Raw genomic sequence first — 16,733 nt, 5'->3', positions numbered from 1 at the left:
CTGATCTTCGCAATCGTCTCCACAACCAACATCCCCAACTCGCTCCCTCATGCATCTGAGGAAGCATCAAAACAGAAATATCAGGGGGGTCACTTTTGGACGCCGATTACCCCGCTACGGGGTCAATTTTGCACGCCTGTTCACACCCGAGACCTGCGGGCGGATCTGCCACGCCATGGAACTGGATCCTCCTTATGTCGATGTTGCGGTCCGGCGATGGGAGAACTTCACCGGGGAGATGGCGACGCTGGAGGGCGACGGGCGCGGCTTCGCCGAGATCGCGGCTCACCGGCAGAAGGCGGTGGCCTGATGGCAAAGGGGCGTCTCTTCTCCGCGGTCGAGGCGGTGGCGAATGTGGCGGTGGGCTGGGGCGTGGCGCTCGGCATCCAGCTGGTCGCCTTTCCGGTGGTGGGTCTGCAGGCGACGGTGTCCCAGCACGCAGCTCTGAGCGGTCTGTTCACGGCGGCCTCGCTGGTACGGAGCTATGTGCTGCGGCGGCTCTTTCTGCGCCTCGGGGGAGGCTGAGATGGCGCGCCCCACGATCACGCTGACGGAGGATCAGGTTCGCGAGGTCGAGACCCTTGCCGCCCTGCTGAACCAAGAGCAGATCGCCGATTACTTCGGCATCGCGCGCAACACCTTCCGGGCCATTTGCGACCGCGACGAGGAGGTTGCTGCACGCTATAAAAGGGGCAAGGCCAAGGCCATCGCGCATGTTGCGAACGGTCTCCTGCAGAAAGCCCGCGCCGGTGACACGACCTGCGCCATTTTCTACCTCAAGACGCAGGCCGGCTGGTTTGATATCCCGAGAGCCGGGGGAGACGTTGCTGCCTCGGCCGGGGACGGCGCCGGGGGAGGAGACGCATTGAAGCGTCTGCTGGACAAGATTGCCGAACGCGGCAACCGCATTGGACGTGCTGCCGATCCGACAGTCACGACCGTGCACAGCCTCCCGGATCCCGGCTCATGACGCGCGGCCGCAAGCCCATCCCGCGCGCTGGAACCCTGGAGCACACGCGGCTGTTCGCGCTTCCGCGCTGCCCACGGCACCTGACGGACGTGGCGCAGAAGGAATGGCGCCGTCTCGCCACGCCGCTGCACGAAGCGGGTCTGCTGACGCTTGCCGATCGCGCCGCCCTGGCCGCCTATTGCCAGGCCTATGGCCGATGGGTCGAGGCCGAAGAGCATCTCGCGCGGACACCGACGCTGCTCAAGGCGCCGAGCGGCTATGTCCAGCAATCACCCTGGCTGACGGTCGCGAACAAGCAGATGGAGCTGATGGGTCGCTACATGGGCGAGCTCGGACTGACGCCGGTGGCGCGCACCCGCGTTTCCCTGAAGGAGGCGATCAAGACCGAGCCACCGGCAACCATCACACGCGTCATTCTTGCGCCGGCCCCATACGACCGGCGGGACCAACAGATCGGGAATGATGAGGACCCTGCGGTCAAAGCCTGGCTGCCGAAGCAGGGGTAGCCGGAAAGTCCATATCTATCAGTGGACTATTGCTTCCTCACTACCGTACACACCTGCGCAACCAACGTCAGGCAGGTGTGTACATGGTCAGAAATGCTGCCCCGAATCCGAAGCTGGTGGCCTACGAGCGGGTCTCGACGGCGCGGCAGGGCAGGTCGGGGCTGGGTCTCGAAGCGCAGCGCAAGGCCATTAACGAGTTCGCCGCCTCGAAGAATGCCCGGGTGCTTGGTCGCTTCACCGAGATCGAGAGCGGGGGCAAGGCCGACCGCCCCGAGCTTGAGAAGGCCCTCGATCTTGCGCGGCTCACCGGCGCCACGCTGGTCATCGCCAAGCTCGACCGGCTCAGCCGCAACGCCGCGTTCCTGCTGACCCTGCAGGGAAGTGGTGTGCGGTTCGTGGCCTGCGACATGCCCGAGGCCAACGACCTGACTGTCGGCATCATGGCGCTGGTGGCCCAGCAGGAGCGAGAGGCGATCTCCCGCCGCACGAAGGAGGCGTTGGCAGCGGCGAAGGCGCGCGGGGTGAAGCTCGGCAATCCGAATGGCGCCGCTGCGCTGAGACGGGCGGGCAGGGGTGGTGCCCCCCTGCGCGCCGTGGTCCGCCGGAATGCCGATGCCCATGCCGAGGCGCTCGCCCCCGTGCTCGATGCGATCCGTCGCGAGGGTCATGGCACGCTCCGAGCCATTGCCGCCGAGTTGAATGCCCGGGGCATGATGACCCGGCGTGGCGGCCGGTGGCACGTGTCCAGCGTCAGGAACCTGCTGCGGCGGTTGGAGCCTGACTGACAGTCGCGCATCGCCATCAAGCTCAAGATCTTCGGCGGTAGCCGGTAGCCACCCCCCCCCCATTCATCAGCCCAACCGCACCCGCCCTTGAGGCGGGTTTTTCGTTTTGGAGGACCCCCATGGCGACGACATTCTACCGTCATTGGCGCGACGTGCCTGAGAGCACCTGGCGCTGGCCGAATTTCAGCCCAGCCGAGATCGCCTGCCGCGGGTCTGGCAAGCTGCTCGTCAACGAACCCGCGCTCGACAAGCTGCAGGCGCTGGGCGACCGGCTGGGCAAGCCGTTGATCGTGCGCTCCGCCTATCGCAGCCCCGAGCACAACCGTGCCGTCGGCGGTGCCACGCGGTCGAAGCACCTCGACGGCGCCGCCTTCGACATCGCCATGGCGAACCACGACCCGGTGGCGTTCGAGGCGGCGGCGCGGGAGGTCGGGTTCCTCGGCTTCGAGTTCTACCCGCGCTCGGGGTTCATCCATGTCGACCTCGGCCCCGCGCGTCAGTGGGGCGAGCGGTTCCCGGTCCGGGCGACTGCATTTGCAACCGAGACGCCGCCCGCGCGCGAAGTGCTGGCTGACAGCCGCACCATGAAGGGCGGCGGCGCGGCCGGTGCGGCGACGCTGGGCGCGGCAGGCGTCGAGGTGGCGCAGAGCGTCCTCGCCGAGACCCAGACCGCGATCCTTCCGCTGGTACCGTATCTCGACACCCTGCGCTGGGTGTTCATCGCCGTGGCGCTCGGTGGGATCGCGGTCACGATCTACGCCCGCCTCGATGACTGGAAACGGGGGCAGAGGTGATCGCTAGCATTCTCGGCGGTATCGCTGCCATCCCATGGATGCGGGCGGCCCTACGTTATGGTGCGATAACTCTCACCATCGTCTTGTTCCTGCTGTCGATCCGCCGCGCAGGTGAGCGCACGGGGCGACTTGCCGAACGCCTTGAAACCACGGAAAAGGCCAATGAAATCCAACGCCGGATGCTGGAGGCGGCGGCTCGCCGTCCTAGGGATCGTGACGAGCTGGTTGACCGGCTGCGCGATGGCGGGTTTTGAGACAGGTGGTGGGGGGGCATGCCCGCCGGTCGTGGAGTATAGCAGCGCGTTGCAGGCGCAGGCAGCCGAGGAGTTAGCGCTGCTGCCGAACGGATCGGCTGTCATCAAAATGATGGGCGGCTATGCTGTCATGCGGGGCCAGGCACGTGCATGCCAGCCATGATCGAGCGACAATTGCGTCAGAGTTGGATTTTGGAGAGCTTATCAATCACTTCAGTCAAAGAAACTTGCCCCATGCCCACCCATCGTCGGAACTAGCAGGCTGCGGTCGAGAAAGAGATTTCGCATCTCGCAGCTGGTTTCAGCGATCAGTAGGCAGCCGTGACAAGCCGCGCCGTGGGTAGCTCGGTCGCCACTCCGACCGTCAGGCTCGTGGTCTGCGCAAACAGGGTCATTCGAGCAGACTTTCAGGCGATCTAGCGCACCTTTGAGAATTCGCGTGAACCTAGACCCAGCTGCAACAAGACCGCCCAGAGTACCCTGCGCGCCAGGCGTTGCGGTATATATGAGGACTCCGCACCTTTCTGGGACAGTTCCGGTGCGGGAGTCTGAAAGTGCGTAGATCCGCTCCTTCAATGAACTCGCAGGGTATCCGCAGTCCAAGGCGATTTCTGCCATCAGTGCATGTGACAGACTGTGAAGAAGGGTGTAGGCCGTTCCCGGATAGCTCGGCGCGCCGCCGGAAAAACGCCTCTGCCAGTGTTCATAGCCGTTGATCAACTTTCCTTGCCGCGCCGCGACGTCGGTTTCCTGCAGCCAGGCGGCCACTGCTTTCTCATCGAAGTGAACAAAGAGTCCCTCGCCAAACTGTTCAATGGCGGGAAGCCAATCGGCATGACGTGATATCGGCGCACCGCGCACAGCCAGCTGGATATCTTCGACATCGCCATCTGCGCTCGTAGGTGCCGCTTCGAACCGGGTAAAGCCGTAAAGACATGAAACTTCACGGAGGCGGTGCACAGCGACCAAGCCCTTGATTGATGATAGGTCTATTCCTGCCGAAGTATCCTCCCAGACAGAGCGCGGTAGTGTCTGGGCGTAAAGCTTTGCCGAAGCACTGTTGGTCCCGATTTCTGCTGTTCCACTTGCAAATACATCAAATTCAGAAAGCTTTGGCGATTTTGAAGCATCAACTCGCGCGCCATCGCGCAGCCGCTTGAGCCGATCAAAAATATCCGAGTTGGAATAGGCTCCCAAAGATGCTGACACTCTGGGGTTGAACTTCTTTGCCTGCGCGACATCGTCGACAGTCTGAACTCCGGCAAGGTCTCCCGAAAGCTCATCGACCAGTCTTGAAAGTTCGTCTTCCTCTGCAGGAAGAGAAATCACCGTGTAGACTTGCGGAAAGTATGTGTTGGTTGCAGTACGGGTAAGAAGCTTAAGATTATCCCCACAGCCCTCAGGGTCTCGATCCATCAGCCAAGGTCGCTCACCACGACATTTTCCGAGCCTTCCTGGTTGGAAAGCATCCTGCAACGATAGCCTACGCTCGCATCCACACACCACGCTGGTGTCTGCCGGGTCGGCACTTGTTCCTTTCTCTTCGATCCACATCGGTTCATGGCACTGTACCGCGCCATGTACGACCCACCGCCAATCGATGTCCTGCATGTGTCCCTTCTCGCAGGCACAAACGAAGCGAATAGGAGTAACCTCTGATTTGCGCCCATCATCGAACACGAACTTTCGTCGTCCCTTGGTGTCGAGGTCCTGCCAGCGAACCAGGCGGCGTCTTCGTAGGCTCGAGTTCGGGCCGCTGCCCGTCTCTACCTGCTCGCAAACAAACCATGTCGGAAACACTGGTGCCGCCACACCTTGAGGAGCTCCATGTCCGAGCTCGTTCGACACAGGCGGCGTCCGCAGCGAAAGATGGACTTCCGGATCAAGCCGACCCTGTTCTTTTAACAATTGCTCGAGGCGCATCGTAAGCCGTGGCTCAGGAATTGTCGTGAACGAGTTTCCCCGCATATCCCACCATTCCAGACCTGCAACGATCACAGAACGTGTCGGAAGGTCGATCATCGAGCCGGCCCCAAAGGTCGAGATGAGTTGGCTAAGTCTCTGAGAATTCTTTGTCATGTCAGATCGTCCGCGTTTGCGATTGTATTTCCGTGCGGATCTCTGACCTTGAGAGCGACACTCGACTCCACGTCTCTCATCGATCAGCCAGCGACAAACTTGCGATGGGGTTCATCGAGATTGGCCCAATCCGGCTCCAAGGGCATATGTAGAAGTCGATGGGGGCTCTTCTTCTTGGCGTAGGCGAACTGATTGCCCCCAGCAGCTTGGTCGTCCGCAGTGGAGATCCAGGCATCGATTATGTCATCAATTGCGGCCCTAAGAGCGGTGTGACCACCTGCGATCATTTGAGCCGGAGCCCTAGTTACAATGGCTTCGCGCACGTCTTGGCGAACTTGGGGCGAGTTCTTCAGTTCAGTAACCGCATTTTCTGGCGTCAGCAGGGGATCGACGTGGCGTGCCGCTGCGACCACGACTGCTGCCAATGCCCGATCCAGAGCGCGTGCGGCCCACGGTGTGACGCTAGTCGCCTCCACGGAGCGATAGAACGTGCGATGGAATTGGCCGAATTGCTCGAAGTGCATTCGGTCTCTTGGCTTGTGGAGATTTAAGACGGCAACGACCAAGCCGGGACGAGCAGGATCGCGGCCAACACGACTGGTGGCCTGAATATACTCGGCTGCCGTTTTGGGTTGGCCTTGGACCATCATCAACCCAAGACGAGTGATGTCGAGACCGACTGAGATCATGTTGGTTGCTAGAGCCACGTCTACACTTTCGGCTCCAGGCCCAAAGATGGCTTCCAGCCTTTGCTTTGCCAAAGCTACCTTGTCAGTCGACTCGCGGGAGGTCAGCTCCATCGGTTCCCTGATCTGGCGATCCGCGAACGGCAAGTCTGGAGGATCTATCCGATGCCTCTGGGTGCCATATCGACCAGCCCTATCCCGGACTTCGTCTTCAACGATACGGCGCGCACCGCCTAGTTCGCGAAGAGCGTTAAAGTAGCAAAGTGCTGTCATGTAGGGATCGGCGGGATTCAAGGTTCCAGCAGATACAGGCTGTGCATCATAAAATGCTTGTGCCGACGACAGAAGGGTCGTCAATGAACGAAGGAAGACGAGCTTAGGTCCTCGCCCTTGAGCTGCAATTCCCAAATAAAGACGAGCCGGGTCCGTGCTCGTGGGAACCGTCCTTGCGAAGAAACTGTCCGTTCGATCAAGGCCTGGGGGCGGGAAAATGCTCGTGGTGCTTCTGTCGAAGAGGGCCTCGATTTGGTCTGAGGCGCGGCGAACCGTTGCGGTAGATGCCACAATCTTTGGCCGGACGACATGGTCGCCAATCTTGCGACTAGCGAGTTGATCGATCGCAGCTTCATACAACCCTGCTACCGTTCCCAATGGTCCAGAGATCAGGTGCAACTCGTCCTGAATAATCAGATCCGGTGGCGACAGTGACCATCCGTTACCCAGTGGGCTTCCTTCACTAGGTTCAGCTGCACCAAAGAATCCAAGATCATCCCGAAAACGGTCAACATGACCGAAGAAGGCGCCGGTCTCTCCGACCCATGGCAGAGCTGCAAATTTATCGACGGTCGCGATCAAAAACGCGGGAAGACGTCGGTAGATCGGTTCATCAACAGTCAGAACCGGAAGCGGTCTCCCACGACTGAAATCGCAGTTGGTGTTGGCGCATCTTATTTCAAGATTGGTTGGAGCATGCTCGTTCGGCGTACATGCAAATGATGATGGCGAGAATTCCGTGCCACACCAAGGGCAGGCTTTCAGGGGTGCCGGAGCTCGTTTGTCACGACCATTGCGATATCGCCGCACTCGTCCGACTGCAGTCTTTTCATCGGATTTTCCTTTGCCACCAAGCTTGTTTGGCGATGCATCAGAACCTACCCACAAACCAATCTCGATAGGCCAATCGCCAAGCAGACGTCGTCCGTTTTCATTGATGTTTTTGGGATCAGTTCGCATCAGCTCGAGCGCACATACAACGCCCGCTGCTCGAGCCAACTGATCCAAGGTTAATAGTCGCAGGGTGTAGCGCATGATCACGGACACACCGGCCCCTAGTATACCTGAAGCCGTCAGGCGTCGGTGAGCGATTATCAGAGCGGCCAGACCAAGATATGCCTCAGTTTTGCCGCCGCCCGTCGGGAAGAACAGGAGATCAGCTGTCTCACGGTCAGGGTGCGTCTTCTGTACCAAGCCCGAGATATTGAGCAAGATAAAGGCAAGCTGGAAGGGTCTCCATGTCGGGGGCGGCATCATACTTGGATCGCCGCTAGGCCCGGCATTCCGGCGTCGCGCAGCCGAGGCGACAGCAAGGTTCATGAAACTAAAGGCGGAACGGGCAGTTGGATCCGTCAGAAGCAGATCGATACCAGCCGCAATACGGTCCCGCGCCTGCTCCATTTCCGATACCAAACGCTCGCCAGTCTCTTTTCGCCGGCTCGGGAGATGCGGTAGTTTTTGGCGTTCGGCCTCGATCCAAACATTATACAATTCGGGGAGTTTGGCGATCAGTGCATTTAGGGTGTTTCCGTTCTTACTTGCCGCTTCGGCCAAAGCCTCCATTTCGAACGAAACGAGAGACTTGATCTCGTCATCTTCGTTGGGGGCGACGCGCTCAACTTCGGCAGTGGGAAGCGGATTCGTCCATACGCGCTTCACGGTACCAAGGGCATCCTCGTCCTGATCCCAACTTGCTGCAGCATTTCGTCCTACAGCCCATTCACTCACATCTCGGTAGTGCAAGTCGGCGACCCTGAGATCCCAATCGTCCGCACGAGTGCCAGACAAGTCCCGACGGGGATGAAATCCCTTCTCGAAGGCGAGCTCAAGGCGTGCCTGAAAGACGAAACTCACATCTGAATAGAAGCGGTGGACGGTCGCTCGTCGGTTCACGAGGAATACTGTGAGCGCCCGGACCTCTTCCTGCCCTCCGTCCGGGGTTTCGTATTTGAATGTTCTAGAGTGGGTCTCCAACGTCAGACCGCCGCCTCTACGTTGCTCCGCAGCGCTTTCCGGGATCAATATCGGTTCGCCTCTGCCGTCGCGTATGGGTACTCGGACTATCCGATCCGTTGGGGTGCGAACCCAGTCCACCATCGGCCTGGAATTGCGCTTGGGCTTACCATCCTCATCAAACTCCTCGGGAAGGGGCTCCGGGAGGAGTACATTTTCAGGCAGGGCTGGTTCAGTCCTGTAGTCGCCCCACGAAATCCTTGCCTCGATTTCCTTTACATCCGGCGGCAACAAAACTGTCAGGCCAATCGAAGAGGGCAAGAAGCGTCGTCGAGTGTTGGGGGCCTCAGGCTCCTCGTTGTCACCGGCCGCGCCACCGGCACCCTCGGAGTCAGTTTCTTCGACGTCGATTTCCATCTCCTCCTGCGCGGATGGATCATCGTCGTCGCCTTCGCCATCCAGCCCAAGCGGATCCTCAGCGGGCGCCAGGAAGCCAGTCAGATACCAGCGCGAGGGGCTTTCGTTTAGCCGTTCCAACGCCAGATCAGTGTCTTGGTCCCCCGGACCGATCAGGTCGCGACGAAACATTTCAACAATCTTTGAGCGGATATCTACCGAGGTTGTCATGACCACTAAATTCCTTCTGAAATAACGAGTTCGCTCAGGGTCTTGGCCAACCACTTGCTCGTGTACGCTGTCTTCAGGGGTTGCTTCGGGCGATAGCCAACGGCATCGAGAAGCTGCTCCAAAGCGCAAAGTTGATCTCGAAACCCCGACCGAACGCCAAAGCGGAGACTGGCCTTGTCCGGCCCACACAGAACCCATCCGTCAGTTCTTATGAGAGCATGCGCCCAAAGCGAGTGCTCACCGATGTCCAGATTGATGCCAGATGCCCTGAGCAAAACCTCCGCACGTTCGCGATCACTCACATCGTGCACGGCAGCCAACGAAGTCCGAAGTGCTGCTGAATCGATCAGCTCTTCGGTTCGCCGACGCTGAAAGCCTGTTTGAGTTTCCGTCACACAATCTTCCACGGTTTCAACCGAGTAGCCGCCAGATAATGCACGCCACGCCCCGATCCGGTAGGACTCGAGAATGACGTTCGTATCAACAAGGACAGGACCCGGGTGCTTCGCCATGGCAGCCTCACAGCTCTGCAGGGGGTTCGACCCCGTGAGCGACAAACAGATCGGTGAGGTCTTCAACCGTTTGATCGAGCAGCCCTGCAGCGCGGCGCGTCGAAACCCGCCCCTCGTCAACAGCAAGACCGATCACTTCCATAAACGGCTTGGAAAAAAGAACTGGTACCTCAGCATCGCCCACATCGCGGCCATTGTTTCGAAGCGCCGCATCATTCAGCGCTTTGGCACGGGCAGGTTTGAGTTCGCCGAGCGCCACCAAGCGCCATTTCAGAGCAGATGCGGTCACCTGAAGCTCTTCCGCAGCGGTGTTCAGTTGTGAGATCAGTTCGCCGTCCTCGAGGCTCGCCCAGTCGCCAAACCTGTGAAGGATGGCCTTCGGCATGAGTACCGCCGATGCAAAATTGTTAGCCAGCTGCTCGACGCGGTTTCCGCCGGTTTCCTTCGCTTCCTCGGAATGCTCGGGGGGCATCGCATCCCAGGTCAGGATATGAAAAAGTTCGTGTGCCAGGTCGAAATGTCGGCGGCCGACGACCTCCTTGCGGTTTATCAGCACGACGTCGAGCTCTGGCAGCCGACAGGCCGCGCCGGAGATTCCGTCAAACGCGTCGACCATCAGCACTAGAATGCCAAGCTCGCGCTCCATCACTTCAGCCAGTCGCGCGGCTGGAACGGCACCCAGCTCGAACTCTGCGACAAACCGCTCTCCAGCTTCCATGGCGTCCTCGAAACTGGAACGCTTGGTCAGGCCCAGTGACCTGCGAAGCAGTGGGGCGGCACGACCAACCTGTGGGGCGATTGCGCGGAACGCGGCAATCCAGCGACCGGCGTTTCGCTCATAGCCATTCAGCACACCCGTACTGACATTGGTCTGGCGCCACGAAAAACGGCCTTCACCAACCAGCATGAACGGATCGGTGAAATACTCGAGCGTCGCTCCAAGCTTCTCGACGGCCAGCATCAGCTCGTCCGCCGTGACGCGGCGCTCACCGGTCTCGATCGCAGACACCGTCTGCCGGTCCTTGAAGCCGAATAGTCGCGCCAAGTCGTCCTGCGAGAGCTTTCGCTCCTCGCGCAGGGCCTTGATCCTCGCGCCGATGAGTTGTGTCGCCATGGGGTGCCTCCGTGGCGCTACATAGTCTTGCGAAATGCCGATTGCAAGAAAATCTTGCGAACAGTCACTCAGGCGACCCGATCCGCCTCTTCGATCCGCGCGGTGCCAGCTTCCTCCTCGAAGTAGTGATTGCCGCCGCTGAGAGATGAACAGAAGAGGTCGGCGAGGACACTGCCGATCCGGCGCATGTCGTCATGGAAGAGGTCCAGCGTCAGCGTTTGTGCTGCGCCTCGCTCGGCGTTGAACTCCACCCGGAAACCTGCCAGCAGCGTCTTTCCCGTTCGGGCAGACTGCTTGTGGATCGATTTGATCGTCCGTCCGTCTCCATGCGCCAGCGCGTCGCGAAGCCACTTGAAGAAGTTCTCGGCAGTCATGGCTTCGAAGTCGGCGTTGATCCTGCGGTCATGGATTTCACGCCCATCCGCCCGGTCGACCAGCACGATCTGAGGAGCGGCGAGCGAAAGCCGCCACGGATCGTCCGTTATCAGTCTGTCCCGCATTGCTTCCCGCACATTGTGGGCGCGATGGTCCGCCGGATCCTCCCATTGGCCTCGTTGCCCACGGTTGCCAGCCACCCATGCGCGATTCTTGGTCCAGAGCAGAACGCTGCTGAACAGGGCGAAGGTTTGGGTCACGTTGAACGTCGTTTGCGGCGGCTCGTCGAGCATCGCCTTCAACCGGTTTACGATGGCCCATTCGACATGCTCGTCAGCGATACCGCCCATGTACTGCCTCCATCATGCCGCGTCTCCTTCGTTGTCTTCGTCATCATCTTCGTCGGACGCGGTCAGGCCTGCAGCACGTTCGGCTTCGGCGCGTTCGGCGTTGAGGGCGAGGAGCCGGGCGAGGACTTCGTCCTTGAACTCGGACGGCCAGTCGAAACGTGTCTTGGCCTTCTTGCCCTCGTCGGCGTCCTGTTCGATGAACTCCGGCTGAGCTTGATCCGCGAGGTCGTCCCAGCCATAGGCGCGCAGAACAGCGGCATCCATTTCGGCATGGAGTTCGCGCAGGCGTGCGATGTCCGGGGCATTCTGTCCGCGGTCATGGAAGCGGTTGTAAGTCTTTGTAAGGCCCTCATCGCGCTCGGCCATCAGATCAGCGCGAAAACGGTAGTACTCTTCAGCGACCTGCTGCAGCAAGTCGACATTCTCCACGTTCTCCGGAAGCGGGAAGGTCCGAAAACAGTCAGACGGCGTGTAGCGCAAATCATCTTTGAGTGAGGACGAAAAAAAGCGAGCCCACGTTTCATGAACGCGGCACTGCAAACACCCATAAACAGAGATCGAGTCGCTCGCGATAATTGCCACAGCCTCAGAGAATATCTGCCTGGTTGGGCATAGTGCGAATGACAAGTGGGGGGTTACACGGGAAATGCAGATCGTTCTCTCGATCTGATTGAGGCGTTGGTAAAGCTCTGGACGATGCGCTTGGTAGGCCCACCATCTACGTTTGAGCGGAACGTTGTTTGGGTTCGAGCCCAGCTTCATTCTTTCGGGATATACTTTGCTCTCCAATAACGTGTAGATACTTGGGAGCCTCTTAAGTTCCGCCTCGGTGTTGAGTTCGCTTACATTCACGACGTATCGATGCGCAGATTGTGTTGGAGACTTGTTTATCTCCTCGCCGCCGAGATAAGTATATATATACCGACCATAGCGATCACTTTCTTGCAGGAGGTGTTCTCTCGCTTCTAGGCTGTTGGCTTTCAAATCAGAATCATCAAAGACGAAGCCTTGGCCGTAGATTTTGCTTCCAAGTGCGTAGTATAGGCTTGATGCTAGCGGTTTCGGCGAATTGTCGTGATCCCCTTCAACTAAGTAAGCAGAGATGCGAGACACTTCAGAGTTGTCGAGAATTGCCAAGCTGTCTCGATCGGCGCCCTTTGCCACATGAACCACGCTGACAATCACGGCAGCTTCTCCGGGCCATCGTAGTCGACGAGTTGCGTGAGTGATCACCCCGCCTTCGCCAAGTATCTTTGCTAAACCTCCTTCGCGTGTATCTCCTTGCGCAATAGTGTTCGTCGAGATTAATCCAAATGCTCCGCCCTGTCTCAGTAGGTCAAAGGATCGTCTGAAGAAATAAGCGACTAGATCGCAATGGTGTCGTGCCGGGGGGAAGCGATCCCGAAGCCATTGAAAGTATGGCATTCCAAATCGTTCAGAAATCGAAGTCCCACCTAAGAATGGTGGATTTCCGACGATCGCATCAAATCCACCGTTCTCGCGTTTGAACACTTCTGGGAATTCTACGGTCCAGTGAAAGGGAGGAATACCGTACTCGCGCTCGCGCAATTCCTGAGAGGAAGCCTCGAGCAGGTCTAGGCGGGCCGGACGGCCGGTGAACCAGCTTTCAGCGTCAGCACGGGCTTTCTCGCGCGCCCTAGCTTTATTGGCTGAGAAGAAGGCCGCGACCACCGCATCCCCCAGCAACCGCACGGGCGACAGACGCGTCTCCACATGCCTGTGCCGCTGTTCCTGAATCGCGCGCATCGTGTCGTCCGGTGCCGACCGGATTTCGGCGCGGGCCCGGTCCGCCTCGGCCACGCGTTCCGCCACAAGCGGCCGCAGCAGGGGCAGGCCCGGCTTCGACGCATCCCAGTTCGCTGCTGCGATCTGCTCGGGCGTCAGACCCACAAGGCTGTCACCACATTTCAGCGCATGGTCGAGGAAGGTGAATTCGTGGTCCTTCGCCAGGGTGGCCAGCCAGAGCGACAACCGCGCCAGATCGACCGCGCGCGCGTTCCGGTCCACACCGTAGAGACACCGCTGCGCGACAAGGCGGCGCGCATGCAGCTCCTCGTCCTCATCCGCCGGAATCTTCGGCCTCGCATCCGGCCAGCGCGCCCAGGCATCGACCAGACGCGAGGCGATGGCACGGCAGGCTTCAACGAGGAACGCACCGGAGCCCATCGCCGGATCGCAGACCTTGAGATCGAGGACCTGATCGGGTGTCGCATCCGGCCCCAGGCGCTCGAATGCGGGTTCCAACGCGTGGGCGACAATCGGCGCTGTCAGGCTGCGCGGTGTGTAGTGGCTGCCGGTGCGGCGACGTTCGTCTGTCGGCTGGAGGATGGGCGTTCCAGCCGCCGCGACCACGTGACGGGGCGAGCCGCGTTCATCGACAATATTGTCGAGTGCGGCGGCGAGATCCTCGACCGTTGTGGCAGCCTCAATCGGCTTAGCTTGCGCGGCAGTCAGGGACCGGCCGACATTCTCCTTCAGGTCCTTGATCCGATCTTTGCCCTTTTTACTCAGAAGATCGTCGAGGCCAACGAAGACGGGCGTCTTGTTGTTCTTGCCCGCCTTGATCGCCAGCACCCGACACGGCGCTTCCTCGACAGTGAAGCCCATGACGGTCTCGTAGACGGAGCCGATCTGTTCGACATCGAGCGTGCGGTAGGAGAGGCGTTCACGCTCCTGGCCGCGCAGCTTCAGCGTCATGAGCCCCTCGAGGATGCGCAGGATGCAACCGTCCGAAACCTGAAGGACGCGAGGGTCCTCATCCACATCGCTTCGACCTTCGAGGAAGGGGAACTCATCCGGATCGAAAAGCTTGCCGCCGCGCGCCTGGACGAAGTGGGTCGGATGTCCGCCATGGATCAGCCGGAAAAGGGCCAGCAACTGGCCCCAGCCGCCGCGCCGTTCATCCATCGTGTCGGGGTTCAGTGCAGCTTCCTCGGCGAGGCCGGCAAAGAGGCCGCGGACCGAATAGCTGGTTTCGTAGATCGATCTGGCGCGGCCATCCGAGCGGGAGGGTAGCAGATCACGGTCCTCGGCATAGAGGATGAACACCAGCCGCATGAGGACTGTCAGAAGCCCCTCATAGAGGTGGTCGGGACGGGAGCGGGCTAGTGCCCGCGTCAGATCCGGGTCCGCCGCGTGCAGACCACGCAGGAGGTCATGCAAAGCTCCGAGGACCTGACCGGCGAGTTCTGTGGAAACCGAGGCTTGAGCGTCGCGGCTTTTCTTCAATAGAGCGGGAAGTCGCCGCTCGTCGGCATCCGAAAACAGACGGAAGCGGTCTAGGACGAGCTTCAGCCCCGCAAGCATTGGGCGTCCGGCGACAGTGGCGAGAGGGCGGATCGGGAAAGAGAGATGACCAGAAGTCTCGCCACGAGGCGCATAGACAAGCCGGATCACCTTGTCAGTGATCATCACACCGGCATAGACGCCCGTGTCACGCAAAAGGCGCTCAAAGCGCTGGTGGGGCGTTGCCTCCCACCCATCGAGCTGAGATCGCGCGTCAGGATCAATTCCGGCGTCCTCAATACGGACAAGCAGTTGCCAAGGTTGGTCGGCTTCACCTAGCTCCGCCACTGCCCAATGCGGAGACAGGGTAGTAGAATGCTCTGGCAACCTGACAATCAGCTGATCCGGGATCTCCGGGCCCTCTGCAGTACCGGCGGTGTGGCGAGCTTCCCAGCCCAGAACTTGTTCCGCAAAGGCCCAAGGGTCGAGGATCGCTGGGCCGTCGCTATCAGTGTTCAAAAGCTCGGCGATAACACCTGTGTCTATCGGGCTCTGATGCAGTGGAGTTAGCCCCAGCTCCTTAAGAACGCTAGGCGCAATGACAAGTCCAACCGGCTGAATATGATCAAGCCACTCGAGGTCCGGGTCGCGATTAATCTCTGAAACCATCTATATCACCCTGAAACCGGCCATAGGTAAACCAGTCCGACCGGCTCCAGGCGATGGGCTCGGACCTCGTAGGATTCCCGCAGGCGTTGCGGTTCGTCTAGAAGTTCTTGTTCGAGCCGCGAAAGGCGGCTTTCCCAGTGCCGTCGATCCGCTTCGCGTTCGCGTCGCTCGTCCGGAACAAGATCAAGAGTGAGCTGGTTCGGATTGAAATCTGTTGCGGCTTTTGCGATCCTCTTACGCTGTTGATCTAGCAAGCTTTCGAGTGATCGGGCTTCTTCTTCTCCACGCTTGACCAGCTGCGTCTTCACCGTCGACAGGCGTTCTGCTGCGATTTTCTCGAATGCAGGCGTCAAGTCCGCGATGTCCTTGGCGTAGAGTTCTTTGACCCTTGTGACGGCGGACGCGGGTGCGGAGCGCGCATCGCGCAGTGCATCCTCAAGTTGGTTTAGTGTTCTCTCTTCCCCGCTTTCTCCCAGCGCCCTCAAATGTCGGCGTTCGCGGTCCGACTCACTCCAGATTGCCGTAATGGGAATGATCTCCTCATGCAGTCTTGCCGCCCCGGAACCGTAAACCGCCAAGCGCCCCATAAGGACAACTCTTGGCTGAGCTCCAGGCCCTTCGATAACCGACAGCCGGGACAGATTTGACTGGAACCCCTGGCTGAGAAACCTCGATAGAAGTCGACGAACAAGTCGGTGTTCAAGATGGACCTGAACAACATTGGCGGCGTCTCGGCCATCGGCCAGAATTGGTGGCTCGAAGGCGATCGAGCGTATAGGAGCGTTCCGTCGCCAGTCTCCCAATCTCTCGCCCCGTTTTCGAGGCCTGACGCGCAGATCGTCGAAGGCGTCATCCCAACCTGCGTCTCGCGCAAACGCTGGATCGCTGGGGTCGAGCTGGTATGTCTCTGTCCTGCCAACAGTCGCTCCGCGAGATTGCTCAAGTGATAGTCCTGCGCGCGACAGTGCCGCCGAGGCGACCCGTTTCAAGTCGTCTGCATTGACGCCGACTCGCTCTCGGGATCGCTCAAGAACTTTTCTTAGATCGTCTTGTTCTTTCAGAAGGCGATCATGTCGTGCTTGTTCCTCGTCATCCATTTCTGAACGCGCCCTATGAAGCCTTTCTGCATCGTTTTCCTCAGTTATTGCACGTGCGAGCGAGGCTCCTTGACCTTTACCGATGCCACCTTCTGCCAATCGCTTTGCAATTTTGTCTTCGATCACCTTTCCAACTGAGCCCAGCTCTTCGCGGATGGTCTCAGTTTTCCAAACCAGTGCATCAAGGACGATGTCAGTCTCACGTTGAGCGTATCGAAAGTAACGGCAAGAGACTATCTTGGCTGGCTGCAATTTCCGATCAATTCGGCCGTTACGTTGCTCGAGCCTCGATGGATGTGAACAGGCGTGCAAAATTGACCCCGTAGCGGGGTAATCGGCGTCCAAAAGTGACCCCCCTGATATTTCTGTTTTGATGCTTCCTCAGATGCATGAGGGAGCGAGTTGGGGATGTTGGTTGTGGAGACGATTGCGAAGATCAGGCG

General features: G+C 59.5%; 14 protein-coding genes. 7 read left to right on the top strand and 7 right to left on the bottom strand.

The features are described 5' to 3' along the window. The first annotated feature begins 175 nt into the window (after positions 1-175). The 7 genes from FLO80_RS23435 to FLO80_RS21010 all read left to right on the top strand — a co-directional run bounded on the left by FLO80_RS23435 (position 176) and on the right by FLO80_RS21010 (position 3,309). On the top strand, positions 176-310 hold the full coding sequence (locus tag FLO80_RS23435; protein WP_281287059.1) for a hypothetical protein: 135 nt from the start codon (positions 176-178) through the stop codon (positions 308-310). Then, a complete protein-coding gene (locus tag FLO80_RS21035; RefSeq protein ID WP_111369380.1) occupies positions 310-525 on the top strand; it encodes a DUF7220 family protein in 216 nt (71 codons plus the stop codon). The genes FLO80_RS23435 and FLO80_RS21035 overlap by 1 nt, the downstream gene beginning before the upstream one ends. Before the next feature lies 1 nt (position 526). Continuing rightward, positions 527-970, top strand: coding sequence for a hypothetical protein (locus FLO80_RS21030; protein WP_111369382.1), 444 nt, complete (start codon positions 527-529; stop codon positions 968-970). Next, the gene (locus FLO80_RS21025; RefSeq protein WP_111369384.1) at positions 967-1,476 is read left to right on the top strand and encodes a phage terminase small subunit P27 family; all 510 of its coding nucleotides are present in this window, start codon (positions 967-969) and stop codon (positions 1,474-1,476) included. Before FLO80_RS21030 ends, FLO80_RS21025 begins: the two co-directional genes overlap by 4 nt. An 83-nt stretch (positions 1,477-1,559) precedes the next feature. Then, positions 1,560-2,261, top strand: a complete 702-nt coding sequence (locus FLO80_RS21020) for a recombinase family protein (protein WP_111369386.1) — start codon at positions 1,560-1,562, stop codon at positions 2,259-2,261. 119 nt (positions 2,262-2,380) lie between these two features. Beyond that, positions 2,381-3,055 (top strand): YcbK family protein, encoded by a 675-nt coding sequence (locus FLO80_RS21015; protein WP_111369388.1) that lies wholly within the window; start codon positions 2,381-2,383, stop codon positions 3,053-3,055. Continuing rightward, complete coding sequence (locus FLO80_RS21010) at positions 3,052-3,309, top strand: hypothetical protein (RefSeq protein ID WP_111369390.1); 258 nt, start codon at positions 3,052-3,054, stop codon at positions 3,307-3,309. Before FLO80_RS21015 ends, FLO80_RS21010 begins: the two co-directional genes overlap by 4 nt. A gap of 213 nt (positions 3,310-3,522) precedes the next feature. Here the strand turns inward: FLO80_RS21010 and drmB are convergent, their stop codons facing one another. From drmB to FLO80_RS20970, 7 genes are all read right to left on the bottom strand, one after another. Then, positions 3,523-5,388 carry a DUF1998 domain-containing protein gene (drmB, locus tag FLO80_RS21000; protein WP_111369394.1) on the bottom strand — a complete coding sequence of 622 codons (1,866 nt, stop codon included), beginning with the start codon at positions 5,386-5,388 and terminating at the stop codon, positions 3,523-3,525. Between the two features lie 83 nt (positions 5,389-5,471). Further along, positions 5,472-8,981, bottom strand: a complete 3,510-nt coding sequence (gene drmA / locus FLO80_RS20995; RefSeq protein ID WP_223145528.1) for a DISARM system helicase DrmA — start codon at positions 8,979-8,981, stop codon at positions 5,472-5,474. Beyond that, complete coding sequence (locus tag FLO80_RS20990; protein WP_111369396.1) at positions 8,933-9,439, bottom strand: hypothetical protein; 507 nt, start codon at positions 9,437-9,439, stop codon at positions 8,933-8,935. Before FLO80_RS20990 ends, drmA begins: the two co-directional genes overlap by 49 nt. A 7-nt stretch (positions 9,440-9,446) precedes the next feature. After that, positions 9,447-10,553 carry an XRE family transcriptional regulator gene (locus tag FLO80_RS20985; protein WP_111369398.1) on the bottom strand — a complete coding sequence of 369 codons (1,107 nt, stop codon included), beginning with the start codon at positions 10,551-10,553 and terminating at the stop codon, positions 9,447-9,449. A 68-nt stretch (positions 10,554-10,621) separates the two neighbouring features. After that, complete coding sequence (locus FLO80_RS20980; RefSeq protein ID WP_111369400.1) at positions 10,622-11,278, bottom strand: hypothetical protein; 657 nt, start codon at positions 11,276-11,278, stop codon at positions 10,622-10,624. Positions 11,279-11,290: 12 nt separating this feature from the next. After that, positions 11,291-15,193 carry an Eco57I restriction-modification methylase domain-containing protein gene (locus FLO80_RS20975; RefSeq protein WP_111369402.1) on the bottom strand — a complete coding sequence of 1,301 codons (3,903 nt, stop codon included), beginning with the start codon at positions 15,191-15,193 and terminating at the stop codon, positions 11,291-11,293. Between the two features lie 5 nt (positions 15,194-15,198). Continuing rightward, positions 15,199-16,635, bottom strand: coding sequence for a coiled-coil domain-containing protein (locus tag FLO80_RS20970; RefSeq protein ID WP_146611087.1), 1,437 nt, complete (start codon positions 16,633-16,635; stop codon positions 15,199-15,201). Positions 16,636-16,733 lie beyond the last annotated feature (98 nt).

It is taken from the genome of Aquicoccus porphyridii, assembly GCF_008369105.1.
GTDB classification, from domain to species: domain Bacteria; phylum Pseudomonadota; class Alphaproteobacteria; order Rhodobacterales; family Rhodobacteraceae; genus Aquicoccus; species Aquicoccus porphyridii.
This window is presented reverse-complemented; position numbering and strand designations above follow the sequence as displayed.

Excerpts from the sequence above, each read along its gene's own strand:
- FLO80_RS23435 (WP_281287059.1), top strand. The coding sequence starts at position 176 with ATGGAACTGGATCCTCCTTATGTCGATGTTGCGGTCCGGCGATGGGAG.
- FLO80_RS21035 (WP_111369380.1), top strand. The coding sequence starts at position 310 with ATGGCAAAGGGGCGTCTCTTCTCCGCGGTCGAGGCGGTGGCGAATGTG.
- FLO80_RS21030 (WP_111369382.1), top strand. The coding sequence starts at position 527 with ATGGCGCGCCCCACGATCACGCTGACGGAGGATCAGGTTCGCGAGGTC.
- FLO80_RS21025 (WP_111369384.1), top strand. The coding sequence starts at position 967 with ATGACGCGCGGCCGCAAGCCCATCCCGCGCGCTGGAACCCTGGAGCAC.
- FLO80_RS21020 (WP_111369386.1), top strand. The coding sequence starts at position 1,560 with ATGGTCAGAAATGCTGCCCCGAATCCGAAGCTGGTGGCCTACGAGCGG.
- FLO80_RS21015 (WP_111369388.1), top strand. The coding sequence starts at position 2,381 with ATGGCGACGACATTCTACCGTCATTGGCGCGACGTGCCTGAGAGCACC.
- drmB (WP_111369394.1), bottom strand. The coding sequence starts at position 5,388 with ATGACAAAGAATTCTCAGAGACTTAGCCAACTCATCTCGACCTTTGGG.
- FLO80_RS20990 (WP_111369396.1), bottom strand. The coding sequence starts at position 9,439 with ATGGCGAAGCACCCGGGTCCTGTCCTTGTTGATACGAACGTCATTCTC.
- FLO80_RS20985 (WP_111369398.1), bottom strand. The coding sequence starts at position 10,553 with ATGGCGACACAACTCATCGGCGCGAGGATCAAGGCCCTGCGCGAGGAG.
- FLO80_RS20980 (WP_111369400.1), bottom strand. The coding sequence starts at position 11,278 with ATGGGCGGTATCGCTGACGAGCATGTCGAATGGGCCATCGTAAACCGG.
- FLO80_RS20975 (WP_111369402.1), bottom strand. The coding sequence starts at position 15,193 with ATGGTTTCAGAGATTAATCGCGACCCGGACCTCGAGTGGCTTGATCAT.